Below are 23,033 nucleotides of genomic sequence, written 5' to 3'. Positions count from 1 at the left end.
AAACGGCGAATACCCGTCTAAAATAGCCCCATGCATGTCAACGAAAAGAACCGCACCCCTAAGAAAGAAGATCTTGATGAGGGGCCCAGCAAATCTGAGCTAAAGCGCCAGATGACTGAGCGCCAAAAGCTGGCCGAGGTTCTGGCAGCACTCAGCAGTGATGCTTTAAAGACCATCCCATTGGATGAGGCCATTAAGGCCGCCATTGCAGAAACTAACAAGATTAAAAGTTTTGAGGCGATTCGTCGCCATAAGCAATACCTTGGCAAACTCATGCGCTTTTTGGATGAAGAAGAGTTGGATGCGATTCAGAAGCGCTTGGATGCGATTCAGGGCGTGAGCAAAGCAGAGACTGCCAAGCTTCATCATCTGGAGTCTTATCGCGATCGCCTAATCGCAAATGATGAAACCTTTACCAAGATGATTGAGCAATATCCCAATATGGATATCCAGAATATGCGCACCCTCATCCGCAATGCGCGCAAAGAAAAAGAAGTTAATAAACCTCCTAAGGCTTATCGAGAAATCTTCCGCGTCTTGAAAGATATGGGTATTTAAGCTGTTGCTTTAAAGTTTCAGCTTCGCTGAGGGAACCGCAACCCAGCGATACAGGTAGCTAGCAGCAATAGTGCTACATACCACCACTCCCAGCATCAGACTGATTGCAATCAGACCACTCTCGTGAGCATGCATTCCAGAGGCAATGTAAAGCGTATTTGCCAGTAAGATAAATGCAAAGTGAATTAAGAACGCGCAGTAAGAACGGGGGCTAGCCCAAGCGATTACATGCAGTGTTATTACTTTCAATCCTCGCGTTGCAGTTCCAACAGAGGGATAAGCAGTATTGCCCCAAACAAATAACAGTAAAGCCACAAACCAAGCCAAGAAGTTGCGCAACCACACCTGTTGAAGCGTGGACACAGCAATAATCACCCCAATAGCAATGAGTGCAAGCTTGGCTAAGCCTTGAATCTTCTTATCAGCAAAGTTCTTAGCTAGATAAGCTAGCACACCAAGGCCATAAGAGCCAATGAAGTAAATAAAGTAGGCCTCGTAATGTGCGGAACGATTGAAATACAGCAAAGAGCTTACGGCAACAATGCTGATTAGCCATATCAAGGCTTGATAAGAGGAAAAAGAAATGAGTAGGACGGCCAGTACTGAGTATAGTTGCCAGTCAATCGCCACATACCAGGCACCTGCAGAGATCGAATCAAGACCCAGGATGCCCTGCAGAAAAAACAGGTGGGCAATAAATTGACTCAAGGTCTCTTGCTCACCAACGAATTCATCATTCACCCAGAAGCGCGCAATCCAAGCGCAAAGCATGGTGAAAATCAAAGCGGCAACATAGGGTGCAAACAAACGCAAATAGCGATTGATGATGACTCGCAGTAAATTCTGGCTACTGAATTTCGTATTAGCGAATCGCCTCAGGGACTGAGCTGCCAAGTAGCCGGCCATCACTAAAAAGATTTGCACGGCATAACGACCGTACTCAAAGAGCCATGTCATCAAGCTCGGCAATACTAAGCGCGCATCTTCTGCAATCTGGCCGTAGCTAGATAGGTGATGCAGGATGATTAACAGCGCTGCGAAGACCTTGAGAAGATCAATTAAGAAAAGGGGTTGCGTTTGCTTCAAAACAGAAATAGACCGGCACTCAATTTAATAAAGAGTGATTATTTGGATTTCTCAGACTTTGTATTGCCCATCAAAGAAGCGAGCATAGGATTGCTACTGGCAAGCTCTTTTTTGGATTTCGCAATATTCTCGGCAGCACCTGGCTTTGGCGTCTTTGCTGCATTTTTCATACGCTGAGCAGTAGTCAGAGCAAGGTTTTTGTAGAGGTCCGTTTTTTTCATTGCCATAGCACGTTAATATTTAAATACATTCTTACAAAGAGTTGTCCACTGTATCAATAAAGTCACGAATGGTGCGATTAAATACCTCTGGCTGCTCAATATTAGATAAATGCGCCGCATCTTCCAATATAACCAACTTGGATCCATCAATCATGCGATTGAGCACAATCGCTTGATCAACAGTACAGGCTGGATCCTGGCGACCTGTCAGAACTAGTGTTGGCGCTTTAATTTTCAGCAACATCGTGGTTTGCGCCATATCCCTGACCGCGCTTGCACATCCTAAGTAGCCTTCAACTCCAGTACCCAGAATCATCTCGCGCACTTTGGCTATATCTTGAGGTGCGCGAGCAATAAAGGGGCTCGTGAACCAGCGCTTAATAGTGCCATCTACCAATCCTGCGATTCCCTCTTGTTGGGCAATCTCAAAACGCTCTTCCCAGAGACTGCGGGGAGGCATTTCGCTGGCAGTGTCACATAGAGATAAAGAATAAACACGCTCTGGATAGCGAGCACCCAATTGCTGACCGATCATACCCCCCATCGACAGACCGATGAAATGCACTTTATCAATCTTGAGAGCATCCAATAGAGCAACAGCATCATCAGCTAATTGAGGAATGCTGTAAGGCGCTGGTGTGGTTTGTGAGTCGCCATGCCCACGCTTATCAAAGCGTAAAACACGGTAGCGATCCGCTAATGCGGGCACATTCCAGTCCCACATACTGCAATCCGACATTAAGCTGTTAGCCATCATCACTACATGACCGTCGCTGGGACCATCAAAACGATAGGCAATATCTATCCCATTGACCTTGACGATCTGTTTTTCTAGTTTTTGGCCCATTTGTCTCTACTTTCTAGCTGATTTAGCAATTTTTATATTTCCCATCTTGATCATGGTGATCTTGCCGGGAGCATGGTAGATTATCCAACGAAACAATAAAAATACTAAGGAGATATGATGCAAAAAACATTGCAATCCCCTCGTCCGCTCAAAAACAATTTAATGTTGAGCCTGTTCATTGGCTTAGGTTTTAGCCTGAGCCTCATTTCCAGCCTGGCCAATGCGCAAAGTTATCCCAATCGGACCGTGAAGATGATTGTTCCCTTGACAGCGGGTTCTGGGGCTGACATTGCCGGCAGAATCGTTGCCAAAAGCTTGGCAGAAACCTGGAAGCAATCCGTCATTATTGAAAATCGTCCTGGCGCAGGAGGTTTAATTGGCACTGGCGCAGTCGTGAGCTCAGAGGCCGATGGCTATACCCTGTTAGTGCAATCTGCTTCATATGCCGCTAATCCGGCAATCTATAAAAAACTACCGTATGACCCACTCAAGAGCCTAGTTGATGTCGATATTCTTGGACAAACTCCTTACGTCTTAATCACATCTGCAGAGGGTCCATACCAATCCATCAGGGATCTGGTGATCGCGGCAAAATCCAAACCCGGTGAAATCACTTTCGCTTCTGCTGGCGTTGGAAGCTCTACTCACCTCGCCGCTGAATACTTTAATCAAATGATGGGCATCAAACTGATTCACGTGCCCTATAAAGGCTCGCCAGAGGCTATTCAAGATACGATGGCTGGACGGACTGCTTTCTACATGGCGCCACTCGATACTGCTATTGGACAACTAAAAGGCGGCAAAGTAAGAGCGCTTGGCGTGACAAGCAAAGCTCGCAATGCGGCCGTTCCAGATATCCCAAGCATTGCTGAGTTGGGTTACTTCACCTTTGAAATTGGTCTTTGGTTTGGCGTATGGGCACCAGCAGGCACACCAGCAGCAATTGTTAAAAAGATTAATCAAGATATCAATCTAGCCATGCAAAATCCCGAAGTGAAAACCGCTTATGAAGCCAAGGGCATTAAAGCAACTCCCATGAGCCCACAAGAGTTCAGCAAATTTGTCCGCGATGAAATGGCGAAGTATCAGAAGATTGCCAAAGACGCCAATATTGAACCTCAGTAATCTCAAACAGTAAATTGAATTCCACTTACTCAGCACCACTCTGCCAAGCCCCAGATCCAGAAATCCGATCACCTAAGATCGCATTTACTACTGGGGCGGTAGATTGTCATGCTCATATATGCGGACCAGCAGTCGAATTTCCTTATGCCAAGGAGCGTATCTACACGCCACCTGATGCTACGCTTGTCCAGTATCAGTCTTTATTGGCAATGTTAGGCATTGATCGTGCGGTCTTAGTACAGCCCAGCGTGTATGGAACCGATAACCGCGCGATGCTCGCAGCGCTTGCTTCATACCCCAATCAGTTTCGTGGTGTTGCGGTGATTGACCCTAGCATTACAGATACCGAATTAGAATCAATGCATCAGGCAGGAGTGCGGGGTATACGCTGTAACGTGGTTGATGTCAGCGATAAATCCGCCGGCTTGCCAATCGCTCAATTGACTGCAATAGCCAAACGGATCCAGCCCCTTGGGTGGCATTTAGAGTTACTAGCCCATGTCAATGAATATCCCAATCTTGCTAGTACATTTGCAGACTTTCCAGTCGACTTAGTTTTTGGTCACTTTGGCTACTGCCACGCAAAACATGGCATCAATGACAAAGGTTTTGAGGGCCTACTTGAACTACTTCGAAATAACAAAGCTTGGGTCAAAATGACTGGGGCATATCGTATTTGTGATGGGGACTTTCCCTATGAAGACATGCGAGCATTTAATTATGAAGTGATTCATGCCAATAGTCAGAGATTGATCTGGGGTAGCGATTGGCCGCATGTGATGGTCAAAAAACAAATGCCTCATGATGCCGACTTATGTGATCTATTTGGATCCTGGATCACAGATACCAGCTTGAGAAAAACCATCCTCTCAGACAATCCCTGTATGCTATATGACTTTCCGGCCATTACTACCAACCAATAGATATCAGCAAGAAAGAATCAAACTCAATGGATACCACTTTTACTGTTGTTCTCGGCATCGCAGCGATGTTGCTACCCTTAGTTGTTGGTCGTTTAGTGTGGAAACGTTTCGATCAGTACTTTGGTCGTAATGATGAAGCTTATATGGATACCTTAGAGTACTTCCTCAAAAAGATTGGCTTCACTATTTTGATTGCCTTTATTCTGCTTTGGATTGGGATCAGCCTAGTATTTAGCGGTAGTCCGAACTACTAATTCACCATACAAAAATCCTACGCATGAACGATCAACTCAAAACGATTTTCAATAAAGCAAAACTCAATTTTGCAGTGCTTGCAAGCATTCTGTTGCTTGCCGTTCTGGGCAAGCTAACTAACCCCGAGTTGACCAATAGCATTTTTCAAACTGCGGATCAGTTAATTTCAGATCTTATCTTGCTATTTGTTGCAATTACTCTGGGCGCTTTTATTCCGAACTTCAAGATTGTGGTGTTTGGAGCGATTGCCGCTTTTATTGCGGCAGCAGTAGCGATTCAGTCAGGGATCTTTAGCTACCTCACGCTTGAATACCTGTTTGCGGTTCTGATCGTTGTTTTAGGGTTTGCTTCGATTGCCAATCTATACAGGCATTACAGAGAATTTAGCCTCTAAATGCTGTCGTTGAGCCCCCAGCAATAAAGCATCAATTCCGAATGATCAAACCCTATATATTGATCTAGATATATAGATTCAATATTTAAGTATTTGTAGTTATAGACATAGCCCCAGACAATACGGGTCTATGTACAAATATGACCATATTGACCAAACCCTTGTAGATCAACGGGTTATCCAATTCCGAGACCAAGTTGAACGTCGTCTAAACGGCACCTTAGCCGAAGAAGAGTTCCGCCCTCTCCGCCTACAGAATGGTCTCTACCATCAGCGCCATGCATATATGCTACGCATTGCCATTCCTTATGGCTTATTGAGCTCTAAACAGCTTCGCACGCTAGCCTTCATTGCTGATAAATACGATCGCGGTTATGGTCACTTCACTACCCGTCAAAACATTCAGTTCAACTGGGTAGAGCTAGAGCAAACTCCGGACATCTTGGCTGAATTAGCCAAAGTAGAAATGCATGCCATTCAGACATCGGGCAACTGTATTCGCAACATCACAAGCGATGCCTTTGCAGGTATTGCTGCCGATGAACATGTCGACCCCCGTCCTGTTTGTGAACTCCTACGTCAATGGTCAACCTTACATCCAGAGTTTGCTCACCTGCCACGAAAGTTCAAGTTTGCGATTAATGGTGCGAAAGAAGATCGCACTGTCTTGCTTTGCCATGATGTCGGTATTGAACTCAAGAAAAACCCAGCTATCAAGAATGGTGAACTCACTGCAGACATCTATGCAGGTGGTGGTATGGGTCGCACACCCATAGTGGGATCATTAATTAAGCAAGGCTTGCCATGGCAGGTACTGCCAAGCTATTTAACTGCCCTCTTGCGTGTGTATAACCGCTTTGGTAGAAGAGATAATCTCTACAAAGCCCGCATCAAGATTTTGGTAAAGGCTTTAGGTCCCGAAGAATTTGCACGCCAAGTTGAAGGTGAATGGGCACACCTTCACAATGAAACAAAGCAGAGTAAAGATAATTTCACACAGGCTGAATGGGGGCGTGTTGCTAAGCACTTTACTAAGCCTGCATATCAACAGTTGAATGTATTAAGTGATGAGGCCATTCTTGTAGCTGCGCCTGAGAGTGATAGAGCTGCCTTTGCTCGTTGGTTAGAGCGCAATGTCAAACCCCATCAAGTTACAGGCTATGCCAGCGTAATCCTGTCGCTCAAGCCCCATGGCACAGTTGCTCCAGGCGATGCCACTAGTGCGCAGATGAATGCCATAGCTGACTTAGCCGACCAATATAGCTTTGGTGAGTTACGCGTTACGCATGAACAAAACTTAGTGCTAGCCGATGTTGAACAAACACAATTACTCAATCTTTGGCGTGCTGCTAAGAATCACAGTCTAGCCCTACCCAATATTGGATTACTCACTGACATCATTGCCTGCCCAGGAGGTGATTTCTGCTCATTAGCCAATGCTAAGTCCCTTCCGATTGCTAAGGCAATTCAGGAGCGATTTGATGATTTGGATTACTTATTTGATTTGGGTGATATCAGTTTAAATATCTCAGGATGTATTAATTCCTGCGGTCATCATCACGTCGGCAATATTGGCGTACTTGGCGTCGATAAAGATGGTGAAGAGTGGTACCAAATCACCTTAGGTGGAGAGCAAGGCAATGATGCCTCTATTGGCAAAGTCATTGGACCCTCTTTCTACGCCAATGAAATCCCCGACGTCATGACCAGTTTGATTAATACCTACATTGAACAACGCGCAGGCGATGAACCTTTCATTGAGACCTACCGCCGTCTAGGCGTAACCCCATTCAAAGAAGCGGCCTACAAGAGTAATCGCAAGCACCCCAAAGGAGTGTTAGCTTAATCATGGAAAAACTATGAACCAAAAGATTATTTACTTTCCAAAAGATGGCAAACCAACAGTGATTGCTAATGAATGGCAAGCCTGGGATGGCGAGCGTGATGAAGGTGGCATTCCAGACCTAGAGCATGGATTACACAAGGTATTAGTACCGTTTCATTGGTGGATCACACATCACAAGAACCAGGATGTACAAGATAAAGCGGGCAAAGGAGAGATTGGCGTGTGGTTTGCCGCCGATGATGACATTCTCAAGCATGATGACATCATTGAAGATGCTAAATCCTTATGGCCGGTAGTTGGTGCGCATTTCCCTATTTTTCGGGATGGCAGAAGTTTTAGTACTGCAGCGCTCCTCAGAAATCGCTTTGAATGGCAAGGTGAAGTCCGTGCGATTGGGGATGTCTTAATCGATCAACTCTTACAAGGCGCACGTGTAGGTTTTGATGCTTTTGAACTACGCCCCGATCAAAACCTCGACATCGGACTCAAGCAGTTTGATCTCTTTAGTGTGACAACCCAGAACAGCTGGCGTGATGAGCGCACTACTAATGCTGTTTAATCAATTAATAGATACAACTGCACCATGACATCAACTTTCGGGAAAGTCTTCTTGGTTGGCGCTGGTCCTGGCGCAGTAGATCTCATTACTGTACGTGGTGCAAAGCTCCTTGAGAAAGCCGATATTGTTTTTTATGATGCATTGGTAGATCCAGCCATGCTGGAGCTCTGTCCACAGGCTATTAAAGAACCTGTTGGTAAGCGTTGCGGCAAACCATCTTGTGCGCAGCATTTCATTAACAAGCGACTCGTTGATGCCGCTCATAAATATCAAATCATTGTTCGCTTAAAAGGCGGCGATCCCATGATGTTTGGGCGCGCTGATGAAGAAATCCAAGCACTCAAAAATCATCATATTGAAATAGAAGTAGTGCCGGGTATTACCGCTGCCCTAGCGGGAGCAGCTACCATTCAGCAGTCGCTGACATTACGAGGCGTTAGCAGAAGTGTTGCCTTTGTGACTTTAACTCAAACCAATGAAACCTTTAAAACTATAAAACACCCAGCAGATCAAGACACGGCTCAACCTATACAAAACCCCAGTGCAGATACTGTGGTGTATTACATGGGGCGCAAGGATGCCAGCAATATAGCCAAGCAATTAGTAGAGAGTAACTCTCAACACACCCATGAGACACCCGTTCACATCCTAGAAGCAGTCAGCACTAAGAATGAGCGTCACTGGTTAGGCACTCTTGGTCAATTAGCCGACGGCAAAGTCAACGACTGGTTTGATAAAGCCTCGCCTGCACTAATTATGGTTGGGGAAGCCCTCAGAGAGAAGCGACAATCTGCAAATCGGGACGCCAATCAAAGTATGAAGACACTGCCTGCACTAAAAAGCTCTAGCCCCAAAGTCAATGATGGCCTGCAAGACAGCTGCATCTTCTCCGACAGCAGGCGTAGCGCTTAATTTAATCCAAGGAAATTTCTCCTGACAGGCTGACATTAGCACTGGGAAGTCATTGCGCAAATGACCGCCCTGACCAAAAAATACAGGGACCACCACCACTTCTGTTGCGCCAACAATAACCAAGGATAAAATAGCTTCTTCAAGACCGGGTTGCATGAGCTCCAAAAAAGCCAATTCCACCAGAATCTTGGGGTGTTGAGCCTTCCAAAGAGCGGCCAAACGATCAAATGGTTCATGCCAACGAGTATCACGGGCGCCATGGCCAAATAAGATGATTGCTTTTGTATTCACATCTATATAAACCTTATAAACCATTAGAATTAATATCTTAGCTTACCCTGAAATTAAGCGCCCTACCCCTAGATAAATGACAAATCTTCTTAGCCAAACTTGGTTCATCATCGTAATGGGCATCACCCTTTTTGGCGCAGTGCTCTCAGCCGTTCATCATGCAGAAGTAATTGCACACAAAACAGGTGAGCCATATGGAACTCTAGTACTTTCAATTAGTGTCACAATTATTGAAGTTTCTCTCATCATCGCCATGATGCTATCGGGTCATGAGGGCTCTGAATTTATTGCCCGTGATGCTGTCTTTGCTACAGTCATGATCGTAGTTAATGGAGTGATTGGCCTCTGTATCTTTATGGGTGGATTCAAACATCACGAGATGTCTTTCCGTAATGAGGGCACCAATTCAGCATTGGCCGTACTGACTGCTATGGCTACCTTTATCTTGGTTATGCCGATTGTCACAACTAGTACGCCAGGGCCAGATTTCACTAAGAGTCAGCTTGCATTTGCAGGCATTGCCTGTTTTGCTCTCTATATCGCCTTCTTATTCTTCCAGACAGTGAGTCATCGTGACTATTACCTTCCAAAAAAGGAAGAGGGTAAGATCAACAGTGAAACTCATGCAGATAAACCCAGCAACCTCAAAACAAGCATTAGCATATTCTTATTGTTATTGTCACTCATCGTGGTAGTGGGACTAGCCGAAGCACTCAACCCAGCAATTGAAGCTGGAATTAATGCGGCAGGTGCGCCAAAGACAGTAGTGGGTATCGCCATTGCCATGCTGGTACTTCTACCAGAAGGCTATGCAGCAGTCAGAGCTGCTAGAGCCAACAGATTGCAAAGTAGCTTGAACTTGGCGCTAGGATCTGCCTTGGCCAGTATTGGGCTCACTATCCCCACTGTAGCAACCATTGCTATTGTCTTTAACCTGCCGCTAAGCCTGGGTATCACCAGCCTGAATATGGCCCTAATGTATCTGTCATTTTTCATTGGAGCATTAACGCTAGCTATTGGTAGAACTACCCTATTACAGGGGGTAGTGCACTTGATTATCTTCTTTGAGTTTTTGTTCTTAAGTTTGGTACCTTAAGGATCAAACCATACAAGGCTTCATTGATAGATTAGAATTGACTCATCAAAAGTTGTAATTCTTATAATCTAGGAAATATGAGTGTTCTAGCAGTCTCTTTTCTTGTATCTTTATTAATCACCTTCTGGGTGATTCGCAGCAGTCATTTGCATTCCAAATTTAGTTCCGACTCTGACATCATGGGGATACAAAAATTTCACACCCATGTTGTTCCAAGAATTGGTGGGCTTGGAATATTACTCGGGCTGATCGTCTCACTCGTAGTTCGATACTTTGAGAATGAAGCCGTTGGAAATTTTGGATTACTCTTAATTGCATCATCACTACCTGCCTTTATATTTGGATTTGTGGAAGACATTACAAAAAAGGTAGGAGTTAAGGTTCGCCTTATTGCCAGCTTTATAGCTGCAGCAATTGCTGGCCATCTTTTAGGCGGCTGGCTAACCTCAGTTCAGATATTGGGTATTGATAATTTAATGCTCGCTTACCCGGCAGTCGCTATTGGAATTACCTGCTTTGCAGTTGCTGGAGTAGCGAATGCCTTTAATATCATCGATGGTTACAACGGTTTAACGAGTATGGTAGCAATCATCATTCTTAGTGGCCTGACTTATGTGGCCTTTCAGGTTGGTGATACTCAAATCATGATTGCATCTCTAGCTATGATTGGGGCCTTACTAGGTTTTCTGATTTGGAACTATCCACGCGGCCTCATTTTCTTGGGTGATGGCGGGGCTTACCTAGTTGGTTTTTGGATTGCAGAACTCTCAGTCCTTTTAACAGCAAGACATCCAGAAGTATCCAAATGGTTTCCGCTATTGCTTTGCATCTACCCTATTTTCGAAACGCTCTTTACTATTTATCGAAGAGTGATACTGAAGCGCATTAATCCCGGAATACCGGATGCTCTCCATCTGCATCAACTCATTTATCGTCGAATAGTACGCTGGGATGGAAGCAATGAAGACCAACAACACCAGATCTATAGAAATTCAATGACATCGCCTTATCTATGGCTAATATGCCTTCTTGGGGTTATTCCTGCAGTCCTGTTCTGGCGCTATCAGTTAGCCCTTATAGGGTTTGTAGCACTCTTTGCCATAAGCTATGTTTGGATATATTTGGCGATAGTGCGTTACAAAATTCCAGAGTATCTAATTAGCAGGCGATAGGCTTTATAAGGGTGGGGTAAAAGCCCTCTCCAAGCGTAAGATTTGATTGAATCAGAGTTTAAAACCAGCATCAATAGAATCTTTGTAAAACATCTTAACAGTATCCAAGGAATATTGATCTAAATCATAGCCCACCAGAGAAAGTTTTTTGAGAATATCATTCGTGACGGTATGACATGGCACCCAATATGATCGGCTTGGAAGATGCTCAATAACTCTCTTGGACTGACCCAAATCAACTCAGAAGCCGGAGAGGATTTTAATATATCAACAGCTTTTGCCATCATCGGCAACGGATCATATCCAGTATAAGCAACGCGTCCCGCAAATACTGAGACATAGCTAGGTACTTTAGGATCAAGAGAAGCCACAACATTTCTTACCTGATCAAGCGTCATTAGTGCAGTTACATTTAGTTTGACTTTTTGATTGGCCAATATTTTCACTAAGTCATAGCAAGTCTCTTGCTTCGTATTGGTAATTGGGATCTTTACATAAACATTTTCACCCCAGCCTGCAATCTTAAGGGCTTGATGCTCCATCTCAAGGAAATCATCTGAGAAAACCTCCAAAGACAAGGGCTTATCTTTAATGGAGGTTAGGATATCCTTAAAAAAGTCCGATAATCTGAGTCGCCTTCTTATTCTTCCAGACAGTGAGTCATCGTGATTATTACCTACCAAAAAAGGAAGAAGGTAAGATAGACAGTGATACTCATGCGGACAAACCCAGCAACCTTAAAACAAGCATTAGCACAGTCTTATTGTTATTGTCACTCATAGTGGTAGTTGGGCTGGCAGAAGCACTCAACCCAGCAATTGAGGCTGGAGTTAAAGGGGCAGGTGCGCCAAAGACAGTAGTAGGTATCGCCATTGCCATGCTGGTACTTCTACCAGAAGGCTATGCAGCAGTCAGAGCTGCTAGAGCCAACAGATTGCAGAGCAGCTTGAACTTGGCGCTAGGATCTGCCTTAGCAAGTATTGGGCTCACTATCCCCACAGTAGCAACCATTGCTATTGTCTTTAACCTGCCGCTAAGCCTAGGTATCAGCAGTCTAAATATGACCCTAATGTATCTGTCATTCTTTATTGGGGCATTAACGCTGGCTATTGGGAGAACTACCTTATTACAGGGCGTAGTGCACTTGATTATTTTCTTTGAGTTTTTGTTTTTAAGTTTGGTGCCTTAAATTTTAGCGCCCAACTTATGATGTTTTCATTATTTGCACTTCAAAATTTACTCCACTGGAAGCCTTAGAAAGACAGGAATCTATTTAAGAAATACTATCATTAACTCAATCCAACATGAGAATAGTGGCCGATAACTCTTCATTACTATCAATAAATTCTCAAAATTTCTAAACCAGCATAATCAATTTAATGACCTGGTTTTCAATCAAGTAAATGGTATGTTTAATCAATATTTCCAGTAGATTAAATTTTCAATTTATGCAAGGGATTGCGCTGTGAAAATAAGAATGTTAAGTAATCGGCCATGACAATACTGCAGGTAATTGACGATAAATGGATAATCTATCTCAAAAAATACCCATTTGGTGGCTGAACTAGGCTTTAAGAAAAAATTCCAAAATTAAATAGCTGTGCTGACATTGGGCTGGTAATCAGGCACTAGATTTTTAAGGGTGCCTCTAATCAACTTAGCATCAAATGTATCGAGGGCCAACTTAAGCTCTTCAAGCTGGAGCTCTAAAGTATTCCAAGACAAGAATTGCTCATGCGCTTTCAAAATTTTAGGGTGCTGTGTTGGCTCTGGATTTTCACCAATCAGAAGCTCTTCATAGAGCTTTTCCCCCGGACGCAATCCGGTAATCTTAATTTCAATATCACCATGGGGTTGAGTTTCATCTCTAACCAATAGACCTGATAAATAAATCATCTTGACGGCCAAATCATAAATCCGTACTGGCTCACCCATCTCGAGTACAAAAACATCGCCTCCAATGGCCATTGAACCAGCCTGAATTACCAACTGCGCTGCCTCGGGAATGGTCATAAAATAGCGAGTGACTTCAGGATGCGTCAAGGTAATGGGTCCACCAGCTGCAATTTGTAAGCTAAATAGAGGAGCAACAGATCCAGATGAACCAAGTACATTTCCAAAACGCACCATCGAAAAGATTGTTGATCGATTGTTCTTGGAGACGTTATCTGCCATTGCCTGCAAAACTAATTCAGCAACACGCTTACTGGCACCCATCACATTTGTTGGCCTAACAGCCTTATCGGTACTTACCAAAATAAAATGGGAAACGCCAGTCTCTAGAGAGGCATTTGCGCAGGTAATAGTTCCGAATACATTATTACGAATACCTTCAATAGGATTTTGCTCTACCAATGGAACATGCTTATAAGCAGCAGCATGAAAAACTGTATTCGGGTGATGCTCCCTAAAAATCCTACGAATCTGATCACTATCTTGAACCGAAGATAGGCAAGGGACCAACTTAATTGGTAAAGTTGCTTGCGGCAGGAACTGTTGCTTGTCTCTGGTGCTCATCAGAAAATTATCTTCGAGCCCAATATGAGCCGCCTTTAATTCCTCATAGATCGAATATAGGGAATGTTCACTACTATCAATCAAAATTAAAGATTGAGGGCGAAACTTAATAATCTGACGACAAAGCTCACTGCCAATTGAGCCACCCGCCCCTGTTACCAAAACAATTTGATTACGAATATTTTTTTCTAATAATTCTATTTTTGGAGGAACCGCCGCTCTTCCGAGCAAATCATTCATATCCAAATCATGAAGGTCTGCTATTTTGAACCGACCAGAGGCCAAGTCAATCAGCCCTGGTAATGTCCGAACACGAACCCCACATCCATTTAATGAAGAAATAATTTCGCTTCTGCGACTCTGGTTTGCAGAGGGGATAGCCAGCAGCACATCCGTAATTTTTAACCGGCAAATAAGATCTTGTAAATTGGTATTCGAATAAACATTAATGCCATTTATGGTCCTTCCCTGCACGCTTGGATTATCATCGATGAAACCTTTGATGGATATCTCCTCATTATTGGATAGGCCCTCCACTAGCTGACGACCAGCTTTGCCAGCCCCATAAACAAGAGCAACAGCATGGGTTCGATAAAATGGCGCACGAACATTGCTGGTACCGCCTAGCCAATATCGAACAAAAAATCTACTGGCACCAATTGCAATAAAGAATAAAATTGGTTGAATGACTCCAACTGATCTTGGTACACCACCGATACTGATGATTGTAAAAACACAGAAAACAATGCTGGTGTAGATGATAAAAACACGTACGATGGAAAGAAAAGCAGTTGAGCCGATATACCTAAAAATTGCCCTATAAAGGCCAAATGAAATAAAGAGAGGGACTGAAAAGCCAACTGTCGAAATAAAAAAGATCCATTGCTTGCCCTGAAAAAATCCCCATTCATCCAAACGTAGTCCAAATGCAAGCCAGACACAAAATCCACAAATAATGACGTCGGAAGATATCACTAACACCGTTTTTAATGACCGGTGCAAGTTTAATAAGGATTGTTTAGCTACGTTACTAGGCACGCAATTATTATAATTTACCTACCACCCTGACAAGGGAATAGTGGCAGTAAAGGTTAATGATAAATAATTCTCATTAAAGTTCTACTGAAAAATAAATCAACTCAAATTAAAATCCTTGACCGGAGGGAGTAACGGGACCAATATCGGCACGATATTTTCTAGCAAAATTGTAATTAATGAGAAACTCCAGATCGCAGAATTACCTTAAAAAGGGTCAAAATCAATATCCGCATATCAAATAAAAAGGATTGGTTATGAAGATACTCTAAATCGTATTGCACTTTATCTGGAATAGACAACTCATCACGGCCATTAACTTGTGCCCAGCCAGTCAATCCTGGGACAAGTTTATCTATACCATGCTGGATACGCAATCCAATTAAGTCATCTTGGTTAAATAATGCAGGTCGCGGCCCCACAAAACTCATCTTGCCGACCAAAACACTCACGAGCTGTGGCAATTCATCAAGACTTGTTTTTCGTAAAAAAGATCCCAAGGGGGTTAAATATTGACCCAAATCAAAAAGAAGGTGTGTTGCCATAACAGGAGTCGAGGATTTCATTGTCCTAAATTTAGGCATCCTGAAGATCATGCCATTCTTTCCAACCCGATCAGACCAATAAAATATTGAGTCATTGCTTGTTAATTTAATTGCAAAACAAATTAACCCTATAGGAATCATGAATACCATAATCATAAAAAAACCTATTACCAAATCAAAAAATCGTTTCATAATTTTCAATATCAGTCGCGCTATGGTGATAAATATAATATTAAATGAAAATATCAGAAATTAGGCATCGATTCGAGTTACGATATCTACTGCCAGCGTTTTCATTATATTTTTTCGAAGATAGTTTTTTACAAAATCACTTCTATCAGTATTCCTAATTTCAAGTCTTTCAAGTGCTGTGATAGCACCATCAACATCACATGGATCAAACACGGCGCTATTTAATACCTCTTTAGTTAAAAAATTAGCAGCAAAACCAGACACTCCAGCCAATATCGGCTTACCAACTGCAGCATATTCAAATATCTTTGATGGCAGCACTCTTTCAAAAGCATCATAATTATTTAAATGCAAAAATAGAACATGTGCATTTTGGTACTCACTAATTAAATCCATACGAGCAATCGGGGGCAAAATTTCTACATTGCATATACCCATTCGCTTTAAATTAGAGTTTAATTCTTCCAATCTGCCGCCGCCACCTATCAATCTAATCTTTACTTTTTTATCTAATTTTTTTGCAAGCATTGGTACAATTTTGTGCAAGCCTTGGCCATCGCCGATATTGCCAGCATATAAAATCCTAAGTGGCTCGTTGATGCACACCTTCAAGACATCATTTTTTTTAAATTTTGTTCCATCCGCAGTTAAAAACTCCTCATCAATCCCATTTGAAAAATACGAAAAGGATTTATTTGGGTATTTTTCTTCAAAATAATCTTTAAAACCAGGTGACACTAAATTTATATGAATAGCAGCCTTAACCGTGTATCGCTCAATGAGTGAAAATATTGGGGCTGCTATAAATGCAACAATCAGGGGTAGAGTGCTTTGGATTGTGTCTACAAAAATATCCCGCATGTCTAAGTACAGGGGTAACTTCTTATTTTTAGCAATAAATGCACCCAGCGTCGCAGTCATTAGACGCCCTGATGTTGAGAACACCAAATCAAATTCACGATTTTTTACGTGTTTTATTGCATATACGGCATAAATAACAAATGCTTTAGCTTGATCTAATATTCTACTGTTATGTTTTGGAATTTTTATTCTATGGACTGAAATTCCCCCAACTACCTCCTTATGATCAGCTAGCCGAGTGTAGGTAGCATATCTATTTGGCTCAGTTGTAACAATCTCTATATTAATTTTTTCACTATAGAGCTCCTCTAATGTTTTAACAAGTTCGGCAACACGAAAAGAGCCCGCAGACAAGTCTGGAGGATAGTAAAAAGTTAAGATAAGGATTCTCATTAATAAGTTTCTCTATTAAATCCATGTATAAGCCTACCCAAAGCTTAATGCTAAGTTATCCCGCAAAAATCCATCACATTATTAGCATAATCATTTTTAAGCGCATCTACCTCTAGAAACTCTTTATGCCTCACTAAAACTGCAATTACATTTGCTTCCGCTATGGCTTTATTGATCTCTACCAATTTTAACGATTTATGTTTTTTTATATTTGGCTCCACCACTATCACGTCATAACCTTGGTTTAGCAAAGACTGAGTAATCTGGAGGGCTGGTGACTCCCTTAAATCATCGATATCCGGCTTGAAAGTTATTCCTAGGCACGCCACCTTTATCTTGGTATCGCTCTTTATTTGCTCCCGATCAATACATTTTTTTATTTTATCTATAACCCACTTCGTTTTAAAATTATTGACTTCCCTGGCAACCCTAATTAAATTTGCATTCATTGGATCTTGAGCAACTAAAAACCATGGGTCTACTGCAATACAATGACCACCCACCCCCACACCTGGCTGCAGTATGTTTACTCGTGGATGATGGTTAGCCAACTCTATTAATTTCCAAACGTCTATGCCTTCATTGGCACTAAGTATTGAAAGTTCATTTGCAAATGCAATATTGACATCTCTATAGCTATTTTCAACCAACTTACACATTTCTGCGGTAGACGCATTTGTTTCTAAAACTCTACCCCTAACAAAAGTTCTATAAAAATCGCTGACAATCTGAGTTGCGGCGAACGATAAACCACCAACCACTCTATCGTTCTCAACAAGCTCGCGCATAATGTTTCCCGGCAAGACCCTCTCAGGACAATATGCGATATTTATCTCATCTGTATTTACACCTGATCGCTGAAAGACTTGTTCAATTTTTTTTGTTGTTCCAATCGGCGATGTAGACTCTAGAATCACCAAGTTTCCTGGCTCAACAAAGCTTTTTATACTATCTGCGGCCGCCAATACGTAGTCGATATTTGGCAACGGCGTTTCAGATCCCTCAATAAATGGGGTCGGCACACATATAATAAAAATATCTGCGACTTGTGGGCTTAGTTTCGCTTTTAAATTTCCACTGGAAACGGCTGACTTTACATAAGCATCTAATTCAGGCTCAACAATATGAATCTTTCCTTGATTTACAACATCCACAATTAATTGATTCACATCAACACCAATTACTTTATAACCATTTGATGCCAACAATGCTGCTGTTGGAAGTCCAATATAACCAAGTCCAATTACGCAAATTTCAATATTTTTCATCTAGGCCCCCTTCAATATATCAATAATTCGATTAGATGCTTTTCCATCCCCATAGGGATTATGAGCCATTGACATTGATTTATAGATCCCCTCATCTTCTAGCAGCTCCGCAACATTTGAGATGATCATATCTTGATTTGCGCCTACTAACTTTACAGTTCCAAACTCAACCCCCTCTGGTCGCTCTGTTAAGTCTCGCATAACCAATACAGGCTTTGCTAGACTTGGAGCTTCTTCTTGAATTCCCCCGCTATCAGTCATTACAAAATAGCAATATTTAAGAAGGTAAACAAATGGTTCGTAGTCCAAAGGTTGGATTAAATGAACATTTGAAAGGTTGCCTAAAATATCTCTAACGGTCACCTGAACCTTTGGATTCATATGGACTGGATATACAAACCTAATCATAGGAAATCGTTTGGCCAGTATTTTTATAGCATTACAGATATTTAAGAATCCATCACCAAAATTTTCTCGGCGGTGCCCCGTTATAAGGATAAATTTATCGCTCATCCATTTAAAAGACAGCTTTTCACTCAGATAATCTTGTATTGAATGTCGCTTATGAGGATTTAACTCAATGCGCTCTAAAACCAAATATAAGGCGTCAATAACTGTATTGCCTGTTATGGCAATTTGATTTTTATCCACCCCTTCACGCAAAAGATTCTCGCGACTTAGTTTTGTGGGTGCAAAATGCCAATGAACCACCCTTCCTAATGCTTGTCGATTGAATTCCTCCGGAAATGGTGCATGCAGATTATGCGTCCTTAAGCCAGCCTCAACATGTCCAACCAATATATTTTGATAAAACCCTGCTATTCCAGAAAATAAGGATGTTGTCGTATCGCCATGTACTAATAATATATCCGGTTTATGATCATTTAAGACATTACGCATACCCAATAGCACTCCGGCGCTAACGTCAAATAGATCCTGTCCTGGAGTCATTAAATTCAAATCAATGTCTGGTTTAATATCAAAGGTATTTAATGCATGATCAAGCATCTCGCGATGTTGAGCAGTTACACATACCAGGACCTCAAAATCATTACTATTGTCTTTAAGGCAATGATAGATAGGGGCCATTTTAATAGCCTCTGGACGGGTACCAAAGGCAAGCATTATTTTTTTCTTGGATTTCATTATTAGTTAAAAAATTAATATCATTGCCAATTAAACCTTACCTCAGATCGCCCTAATCTCATATTAACTTCAATGCAGTGAGTTTGTACTTTTACTCCAAATTCAGGAGCATAGCTAGTCATAGTTATAGCCCCATCTCCCTCTAAAACTTCTACAGTAAACTTTTTGCCTGATGGTGCATATAAACACCATTCCCTCTCATTTAGCACTTGTACTGAAATTTGTGGGTGCAATATATACCTTGCAATTGATTTATATGCGCCGCCTACTACTGAATCTACTATTGTTAAATTATGCTTACTCATAAACCACTCTCTACGGTGAATAGGATTACTTTTAAGCCTTGCATAACCGTTATGGGAGCATCCTACATAAATTATATTATTGCCCGAATCAATATTTAAACCAAAAGGATATGCTCTCCTGGCAACCCTAAATCCACTCCAAACCTCTGAAGAGTTCTCATTATTTATTTCCACGGTGCTATGAAATTTTGTTTCCCGCTCCCGCAGCCGCTCTGGACTGGATCCATACAATGAAGTGCCCCCGTTTACCACTATTCTTTGCCCATATATGGACAGCTCAAATGAAAGCGTATCAGCATGAGCATGCCCCGGAAGATAATCGGGGCCAATTGGTGCAACATCTAATATAGCAATTACTTGATCCAATTTAATTCTTACATAGCCGCTGCTCTTTAAATGTTTGATGCCAGAATTAAAATTCTGCAATTTGTCATAGATAATGTTTAAATTATCTGCATATTTAATCAAATCTCTAGGTGCAGCAGAAATTCCAAAGGCAGCATCATTAAATAATGCTATTTGTCCATCAGGATGAATCATACATAGAAGCCATTCCAACATATTTTTGGCTGTATTTTTTAGCGTGAGAATAAAGCTGAGCTCAATTTGGTTTTGAAAAGTTTGAGATAAATTAATGAGATCCAGCAAATCCTCAAGAATGATTGAGTGATACATTGGACTCAACTCAAAATGGCCGCCATCTTCCAAGATCTGTTCAGGAATTTGGGTTTTAAGAATTTCCAAACCTAACTTTAGCCATTTTTTTGCCTCGCTACCTTTAAAATACACTCCAGAAAATATTAAGGCCTTAGCATTTGCAAGCAAATGATTTCCCAATAAATGCCACTCAATTTTTTTTTCTAGGCAACGGACCTGCATTACAAGACTCTGCATGCATAATTCTGGGATTGAGTTCCCCGCCAGCCCCCATTTTATCCAATTCACCACCCTTATAGATAAGGGATATGGCTCCCACCCAACTCCATAGTTTGGAGGGTTTTGCTTAACCCAATCATTGAGCATTTCTAAATGCCAACTTTGTCTACTTAATGATTCAATTGCATTTAAGTCATTAAAGTAATGCTGGTTATAACGCCACAACTTATCTCTCTCGGATCCGTTCCAATTTATATCTGTTAATTTTCCACTTTTACCTAAAAAGACAAATTCCCCAGACTCGACAACACTTTGCTTACTTGGTATTGAACCCAACCAAACCCCATCTACTTTTCTAACCTCTAATTCTAAAAAGTGTGACCATTTTATTCTTGGACTATAAATTTTTTGCTTGAGGCGACTGTGGATTTGAATCCATTTCAAATATCGTATTGTGTGCCAATACAGGCTAATTTTTTTGAGCAAGTTCAATTATTATTTTGCTAACTTCAAATATTTCCTCAATCGATATGGGGGATTCGGTGCCGTTTGATATTGACTTCATAAACTCATTCGCACAAGTTTTTTGCCCCTTATCCTGCCTCCAAAGATTAAGGTTCTTAAAGTTTTTCCAACCATACCCCCTCAGTCTTCGAAAGTTATCAAGCTGTAGAATTCGCCCCAGCACAAATACTTCAAGACGCTCCTTTGGGAATTTTTTATTACCATTCGCAAAGTAATGAATCGTTCCCATTGACCCATCTTCAAAGCTTAGCTGAATTGTCGCCGTATCTTCAGCGTTTTCCGACAACCTATTTATGCTTGATTTTATTATTTTGTGGCCTGCTAAATGCCGAAGTAAATCAACAAAGTGGCAAGCCTCACCAATTATTCTTCCTCCACCTATATTCGAATTATGTGCCCAGTGATCATTAGGTAAGTAGCCCGCATTTACCGTCAACAAAAATGATTTAGGCTCAGAAATTCCATTAAGCAGCTCTTTTATTTTTCTAACATGAGGAGCAAATCTCCTATTAAATCCAACCATGAGAATTGGTTCAAGACCGTCATCCCTTTTACTGTAAAAGGAATTCTTTATCTTAGCCAATTCCTCCAAAGTTAGGCATAACGGCTTCTCAACGTACACATGTTTTCCACATTCAATCGCTTTTATAACCAAATTAGCGTGGCTATCGTGCCTTGTAGCTATCACTATTGCGCTCGAACCTTTTTCTTCAAACATCAAATCAATATCAGTGGTGGCGACGTCAAACCCATACTTCATTGCGGCATAAATTCCTTTAATACCGCCATTTGTTGCTATCTGGGATAGCGATGCCCCTGCCATTTTCATTGCAGGGATTAATTGTGATGTTGCATAGTTCCCTGCCCCTATAACTGAAATTGTGGGATTATTAACTTTGCTTTTCTTAGGAGATATTCGATTTAAATATACCGATCTAGAATTGATGCTTGCATCTTCTTTCTTTAAGTTTGAAGAATACTCTATTAGAATCCCCATTGCAGTCTTGCTGTTTGTTACGGCCTCGTAAGCATTCTCAATATTATCGAGCTTGAATCTATTTGTTATCAAAGGCAGTACGTCAATACTTCCCTTGCTCATCAAATCTAAAATTGCTGTAAAGTTCCTCTGCTCGGTCCACCTTACAAATCCTATTGGATAATCAACTCCCTTTTCCTCATAGCTTGGATCATACCGACCAGGCCCATAGGAAGAGGAGACTTGAAAACTTATCTCCTTTTTGTAGAAGTCATTTCTCTGCAGCTTAAGCCCCACCACACCAACTAGCACGATTCTTCCCCGCTGGCGACAGATTTGGGCTGCTTGATGTATTAGAGTGTCACTTTCAGTTGATGCGGTAATAAGTACAGCATCTATGCCAATATTTTTTGATATTTTATCTACAATTTCTACCGGATCTTCTTCATTTAGATCAATAACTTTAGCCCCGAAATTCTTGGCAATTTTAATCTTTTCTCTATCATAATCTGCTGCAATAACATTGCATCCATTAGCCTTTAATATTTGTACTGATAACTGACCAATTAATCCAAGGCCAATTACAGCAATGGTTTCACCAAGCGTTGGTTTTATAAGTCGAATGCCTTGCAATGCTATGGCACCTACAACTGTAAATGCTGCAGCTTCATTTGATACATTCTCCGGTATTCGCGCGCAAAGATTTTTTGCAACCGAAACCATTTCAGCATGGCTGCCATTTGATACAACACGTTCGCCCAAGGAGAATTCGCTGACGCCCTGTCCTAATGCACTGACGACGCCAACATTACAATAGCCAAGAGGAATTGGCTGATCAAGTTTCTCCTTCAATGCTTCCCAAGTCTGAACTATTCCATCCGTTCTGACCTTATCACAAACCAGCCGGACCTTATCCGGCTGCTGCCTTGCTTTTTGTAACAGGTTAGATCGCCCAAATTCAATTAACATTCGCTCTGTACCAGTCGAAATTAATGAATTTTCGGTTCTTATAAGCAACTGTCCAGCGTCAACTCTGGGGCAGGGGGTATCAATTAATCCGGTAAATCCAGTATTAAAATTTTGTATAACTTGCTTCACAGATAATTTCC

23 protein-coding genes are annotated in these 23,033 nt (G+C 41.7%); 11 read left to right on the top strand and 12 right to left on the bottom strand.

The features are described from left to right. The first annotated feature begins 30 nt into the window (after positions 1 to 30). On the top strand, positions 31 to 558 hold the full coding sequence (yjgA, locus tag FD971_RS01805; protein ID WP_215334421.1) for a ribosome biogenesis factor YjgA: 528 nt from the start codon (positions 31 to 33) through the stop codon (positions 556 to 558). Positions 559 to 567: 9 nt separating this feature from the next. On the opposite strand, the gene FD971_RS01800 is transcribed toward yjgA, so the two are convergent. From FD971_RS01800 to pcaD, 3 genes are read right to left on the bottom strand one after another with little or no spacing between them, the layout of a single operon-like run. Beyond that, positions 568 to 1,644 (bottom strand): acyltransferase, encoded by a 1,077-nt coding sequence (locus tag FD971_RS01800; protein WP_215334420.1) that lies wholly within the window; start codon positions 1,642 to 1,644, stop codon positions 568 to 570. A 38-nt stretch (positions 1,645 to 1,682) separates the two neighbouring features. Further along, positions 1,683 to 1,871: a hypothetical protein gene (locus FD971_RS01795; protein ID WP_215334419.1), complete on the bottom strand. Its 189-nt coding sequence runs from the start codon at positions 1,869 to 1,871 to the stop codon at positions 1,683 to 1,685. 25 nt (positions 1,872 to 1,896) lie between these two features. Continuing rightward, the gene (gene pcaD, locus FD971_RS01790; RefSeq protein ID WP_215334418.1) at positions 1,897 to 2,712 is read right to left on the bottom strand and encodes a 3-oxoadipate enol-lactonase; all 816 of its coding nucleotides are present in this window, start codon (positions 2,710 to 2,712) and stop codon (positions 1,897 to 1,899) included. A 114-nt stretch (positions 2,713 to 2,826) separates the two neighbouring features. Between pcaD and FD971_RS01785 the strand changes: the two genes are divergently transcribed. From FD971_RS01785 to cobA, 7 genes are all read left to right on the top strand, one after another. Beyond that, positions 2,827 to 3,837 (top strand): tripartite tricarboxylate transporter substrate binding protein, encoded by a 1,011-nt coding sequence (locus FD971_RS01785; protein ID WP_215334417.1) that lies wholly within the window; start codon positions 2,827 to 2,829, stop codon positions 3,835 to 3,837. Positions 3,838 to 3,851: 14 nt separating this feature from the next. After that, on the top strand, positions 3,852 to 4,760 hold the full coding sequence (locus tag FD971_RS01780; RefSeq protein ID WP_215334416.1) for an amidohydrolase: 909 nt from the start codon (positions 3,852 to 3,854) through the stop codon (positions 4,758 to 4,760). 26 nt (positions 4,761 to 4,786) lie between these two features. Further along, positions 4,787 to 5,014 (top strand): hypothetical protein, encoded by a 228-nt coding sequence (locus tag FD971_RS01775; RefSeq protein WP_215334415.1) that lies wholly within the window; start codon positions 4,787 to 4,789, stop codon positions 5,012 to 5,014. 23 nt (positions 5,015 to 5,037) lie between these two features. After that, positions 5,038 to 5,409, top strand: coding sequence for a hypothetical protein (locus FD971_RS01770; RefSeq protein ID WP_215334414.1), 372 nt, complete (start codon positions 5,038 to 5,040; stop codon positions 5,407 to 5,409). A 130-nt stretch (positions 5,410 to 5,539) separates the two neighbouring features. Then, positions 5,540 to 7,255: a nitrite/sulfite reductase gene (locus FD971_RS01765; RefSeq protein WP_215334413.1), complete on the top strand. Its 1,716-nt coding sequence runs from the start codon at positions 5,540 to 5,542 to the stop codon at positions 7,253 to 7,255. Positions 7,256 to 7,268: 13 nt separating this feature from the next. After that, positions 7,269 to 7,814 carry a DUF934 domain-containing protein gene (locus FD971_RS01760; RefSeq protein ID WP_215334412.1) on the top strand — a complete coding sequence of 182 codons (546 nt, stop codon included), beginning with the start codon at positions 7,269 to 7,271 and terminating at the stop codon, positions 7,812 to 7,814. 24 nt (positions 7,815 to 7,838) lie between these two features. Continuing rightward, entirely contained in the window at positions 7,839 to 8,726 is an 888-nt protein-coding gene (gene cobA / locus FD971_RS01755; RefSeq protein WP_215334411.1) for a uroporphyrinogen-III C-methyltransferase, read from the top strand. Here cobA and FD971_RS01750 read toward each other — a convergent pair. Continuing rightward, positions 8,649 to 9,017, bottom strand: a complete 369-nt coding sequence (locus FD971_RS01750) for a sirohydrochlorin chelatase (RefSeq protein WP_215334410.1) — start codon at positions 9,015 to 9,017, stop codon at positions 8,649 to 8,651. The two genes, cobA and FD971_RS01750, sit on opposite strands and share 78 nt — an antisense overlap. Positions 9,018 to 9,093: 76 nt before the next feature. Here FD971_RS01750 and FD971_RS01745 point away from each other — a divergent pair, with 76 nt between their 5' ends. Next, entirely contained in the window at positions 9,094 to 10,113 is a 1,020-nt protein-coding gene (locus FD971_RS01745; RefSeq protein WP_215334409.1) for a calcium:proton antiporter, read from the top strand. 77 nt (positions 10,114 to 10,190) lie between these two features. Then, on the top strand, positions 10,191 to 11,285 hold the full coding sequence (locus FD971_RS01740; protein ID WP_215334408.1) for a glycosyltransferase: 1,095 nt from the start codon (positions 10,191 to 10,193) through the stop codon (positions 11,283 to 11,285). 119 nt (positions 11,286 to 11,404) lie between these two features. On the opposite strand, the gene FD971_RS01735 is transcribed toward FD971_RS01740, so the two are convergent. Continuing rightward, on the bottom strand, positions 11,405 to 11,968 hold the full coding sequence (locus tag FD971_RS01735) for a transaldolase family protein (RefSeq protein WP_215334407.1): 564 nt from the start codon (positions 11,966 to 11,968) through the stop codon (positions 11,405 to 11,407). Here FD971_RS01735 and FD971_RS01730 point away from each other — a divergent pair. Then, positions 11,941 to 12,474 (top strand): hypothetical protein, encoded by a 534-nt coding sequence (locus tag FD971_RS01730; RefSeq protein WP_215334406.1) that lies wholly within the window; start codon positions 11,941 to 11,943, stop codon positions 12,472 to 12,474. The two genes, FD971_RS01735 and FD971_RS01730, sit on opposite strands and share 28 nt — an antisense overlap. A gap of 401 nt (positions 12,475 to 12,875) precedes the next feature. Here FD971_RS01730 and FD971_RS09945 read toward each other — a convergent pair whose 3' ends face one another. The 7 genes from FD971_RS09945 to FD971_RS01695 all read right to left on the bottom strand — a co-directional run bounded on the left by FD971_RS09945 (position 12,876) and on the right by FD971_RS01695 (position 23,022). Further along, positions 12,876 to 14,777 (bottom strand): nucleoside-diphosphate sugar epimerase/dehydratase, encoded by a 1,902-nt coding sequence (locus tag FD971_RS09945; protein ID WP_305848902.1) that lies wholly within the window; start codon positions 14,775 to 14,777, stop codon positions 12,876 to 12,878. Between the two features lie 236 nt (positions 14,778 to 15,013). Beyond that, positions 15,014 to 15,574 carry a sugar transferase gene (locus FD971_RS01720; RefSeq protein ID WP_215334404.1) on the bottom strand — a complete coding sequence of 187 codons (561 nt, stop codon included), beginning with the start codon at positions 15,572 to 15,574 and terminating at the stop codon, positions 15,014 to 15,016. Positions 15,575 to 15,634: 60 nt separating this feature from the next. Further along, positions 15,635 to 16,828: a glycosyltransferase family 4 protein gene (locus FD971_RS01715; RefSeq protein WP_215334403.1), complete on the bottom strand. Its 1,194-nt coding sequence runs from the start codon at positions 16,826 to 16,828 to the stop codon at positions 15,635 to 15,637. 50 nt (positions 16,829 to 16,878) lie between these two features. Further along, positions 16,879 to 18,096 carry a UDP-N-acetyl-D-mannosamine dehydrogenase gene (gene wecC, locus FD971_RS01710; RefSeq protein WP_215334402.1) on the bottom strand — a complete coding sequence of 406 codons (1,218 nt, stop codon included), beginning with the start codon at positions 18,094 to 18,096 and terminating at the stop codon, positions 16,879 to 16,881. Continuing rightward, the gene (gene wecB, locus FD971_RS01705; RefSeq protein WP_215334401.1) at positions 18,097 to 19,242 is read right to left on the bottom strand and encodes a non-hydrolyzing UDP-N-acetylglucosamine 2-epimerase; all 1,146 of its coding nucleotides are present in this window, start codon (positions 19,240 to 19,242) and stop codon (positions 18,097 to 18,099) included. Between the two features lie 20 nt (positions 19,243 to 19,262). Continuing rightward, positions 19,263 to 20,915, bottom strand: a complete 1,653-nt coding sequence (locus FD971_RS01700; RefSeq protein ID WP_215334400.1) for a heparinase II/III family protein — start codon at positions 20,913 to 20,915, stop codon at positions 19,263 to 19,265. Further along, positions 20,893 to 23,022 carry a bi-domain-containing oxidoreductase gene (locus FD971_RS01695; protein ID WP_215334399.1) on the bottom strand — a complete coding sequence of 710 codons (2,130 nt, stop codon included), beginning with the start codon at positions 23,020 to 23,022 and terminating at the stop codon, positions 20,893 to 20,895. The genes FD971_RS01700 and FD971_RS01695 overlap by 23 nt, the downstream gene beginning before the upstream one ends. Positions 23,023 to 23,033 lie beyond the last annotated feature (11 nt).

The organism is Polynucleobacter sp. AP-Ainpum-60-G11 (assembly GCF_018688375.1).
Lineage (GTDB): Bacteria > Pseudomonadota > Gammaproteobacteria > Burkholderiales > Burkholderiaceae > Polynucleobacter.
Note: the sequence above shows the minus strand (reverse complement) of the source record. Positions and strands in the feature narration are given on the sequence as shown.

What these genes read in the sequence shown, in the direction of transcription:
- FD971_RS01745 (WP_215334409.1), top strand. Translation starts at nt 9,094, where the DNA reads ATGACAAATCTTCTTAGCCAAACTTGGTTCATCATCGTAATGGGCATC.
- FD971_RS01770 (WP_215334414.1), top strand. Translation starts at nt 5,038, where the DNA reads ATGAACGATCAACTCAAAACGATTTTCAATAAAGCAAAACTCAATTTT.
- cobA (WP_215334411.1), top strand. Translation starts at nt 7,839, where the DNA reads ATGACATCAACTTTCGGGAAAGTCTTCTTGGTTGGCGCTGGTCCTGGC.
- pcaD (WP_215334418.1), bottom strand. Translation starts at nt 2,712, where the DNA reads ATGGGCCAAAAACTAGAAAAACAGATCGTCAAGGTCAATGGGATAGAT.
- FD971_RS01795 (WP_215334419.1), bottom strand. Translation starts at nt 1,871, where the DNA reads ATGGCAATGAAAAAAACGGACCTCTACAAAAACCTTGCTCTGACTACT.
- FD971_RS01785 (WP_215334417.1), top strand. Translation starts at nt 2,827, where the DNA reads ATGATGCAAAAAACATTGCAATCCCCTCGTCCGCTCAAAAACAATTTA.
- FD971_RS01765 (WP_215334413.1), top strand. Translation starts at nt 5,540, where the DNA reads ATGTACAAATATGACCATATTGACCAAACCCTTGTAGATCAACGGGTT.
- FD971_RS01715 (WP_215334403.1), bottom strand. Translation starts at nt 16,828, where the DNA reads ATGAGAATCCTTATCTTAACTTTTTACTATCCTCCAGACTTGTCTGCG.
- FD971_RS01760 (WP_215334412.1), top strand. Translation starts at nt 7,269, where the DNA reads ATGAACCAAAAGATTATTTACTTTCCAAAAGATGGCAAACCAACAGTG.
- wecC (WP_215334402.1), bottom strand. Translation starts at nt 18,096, where the DNA reads ATGAAAAATATTGAAATTTGCGTAATTGGACTTGGTTATATTGGACTT.
- wecB (WP_215334401.1), bottom strand. Translation starts at nt 19,242, where the DNA reads ATGAAATCCAAGAAAAAAATAATGCTTGCCTTTGGTACCCGTCCAGAG.
- FD971_RS01720 (WP_215334404.1), bottom strand. Translation starts at nt 15,574, where the DNA reads ATGAAACGATTTTTTGATTTGGTAATAGGTTTTTTTATGATTATGGTA.
- FD971_RS01740 (WP_215334408.1), top strand. Translation starts at nt 10,191, where the DNA reads ATGAGTGTTCTAGCAGTCTCTTTTCTTGTATCTTTATTAATCACCTTC.
- FD971_RS01775 (WP_215334415.1), top strand. Translation starts at nt 4,787, where the DNA reads ATGGATACCACTTTTACTGTTGTTCTCGGCATCGCAGCGATGTTGCTA.
- yjgA (WP_215334421.1), top strand. Translation starts at nt 31, where the DNA reads ATGCATGTCAACGAAAAGAACCGCACCCCTAAGAAAGAAGATCTTGAT.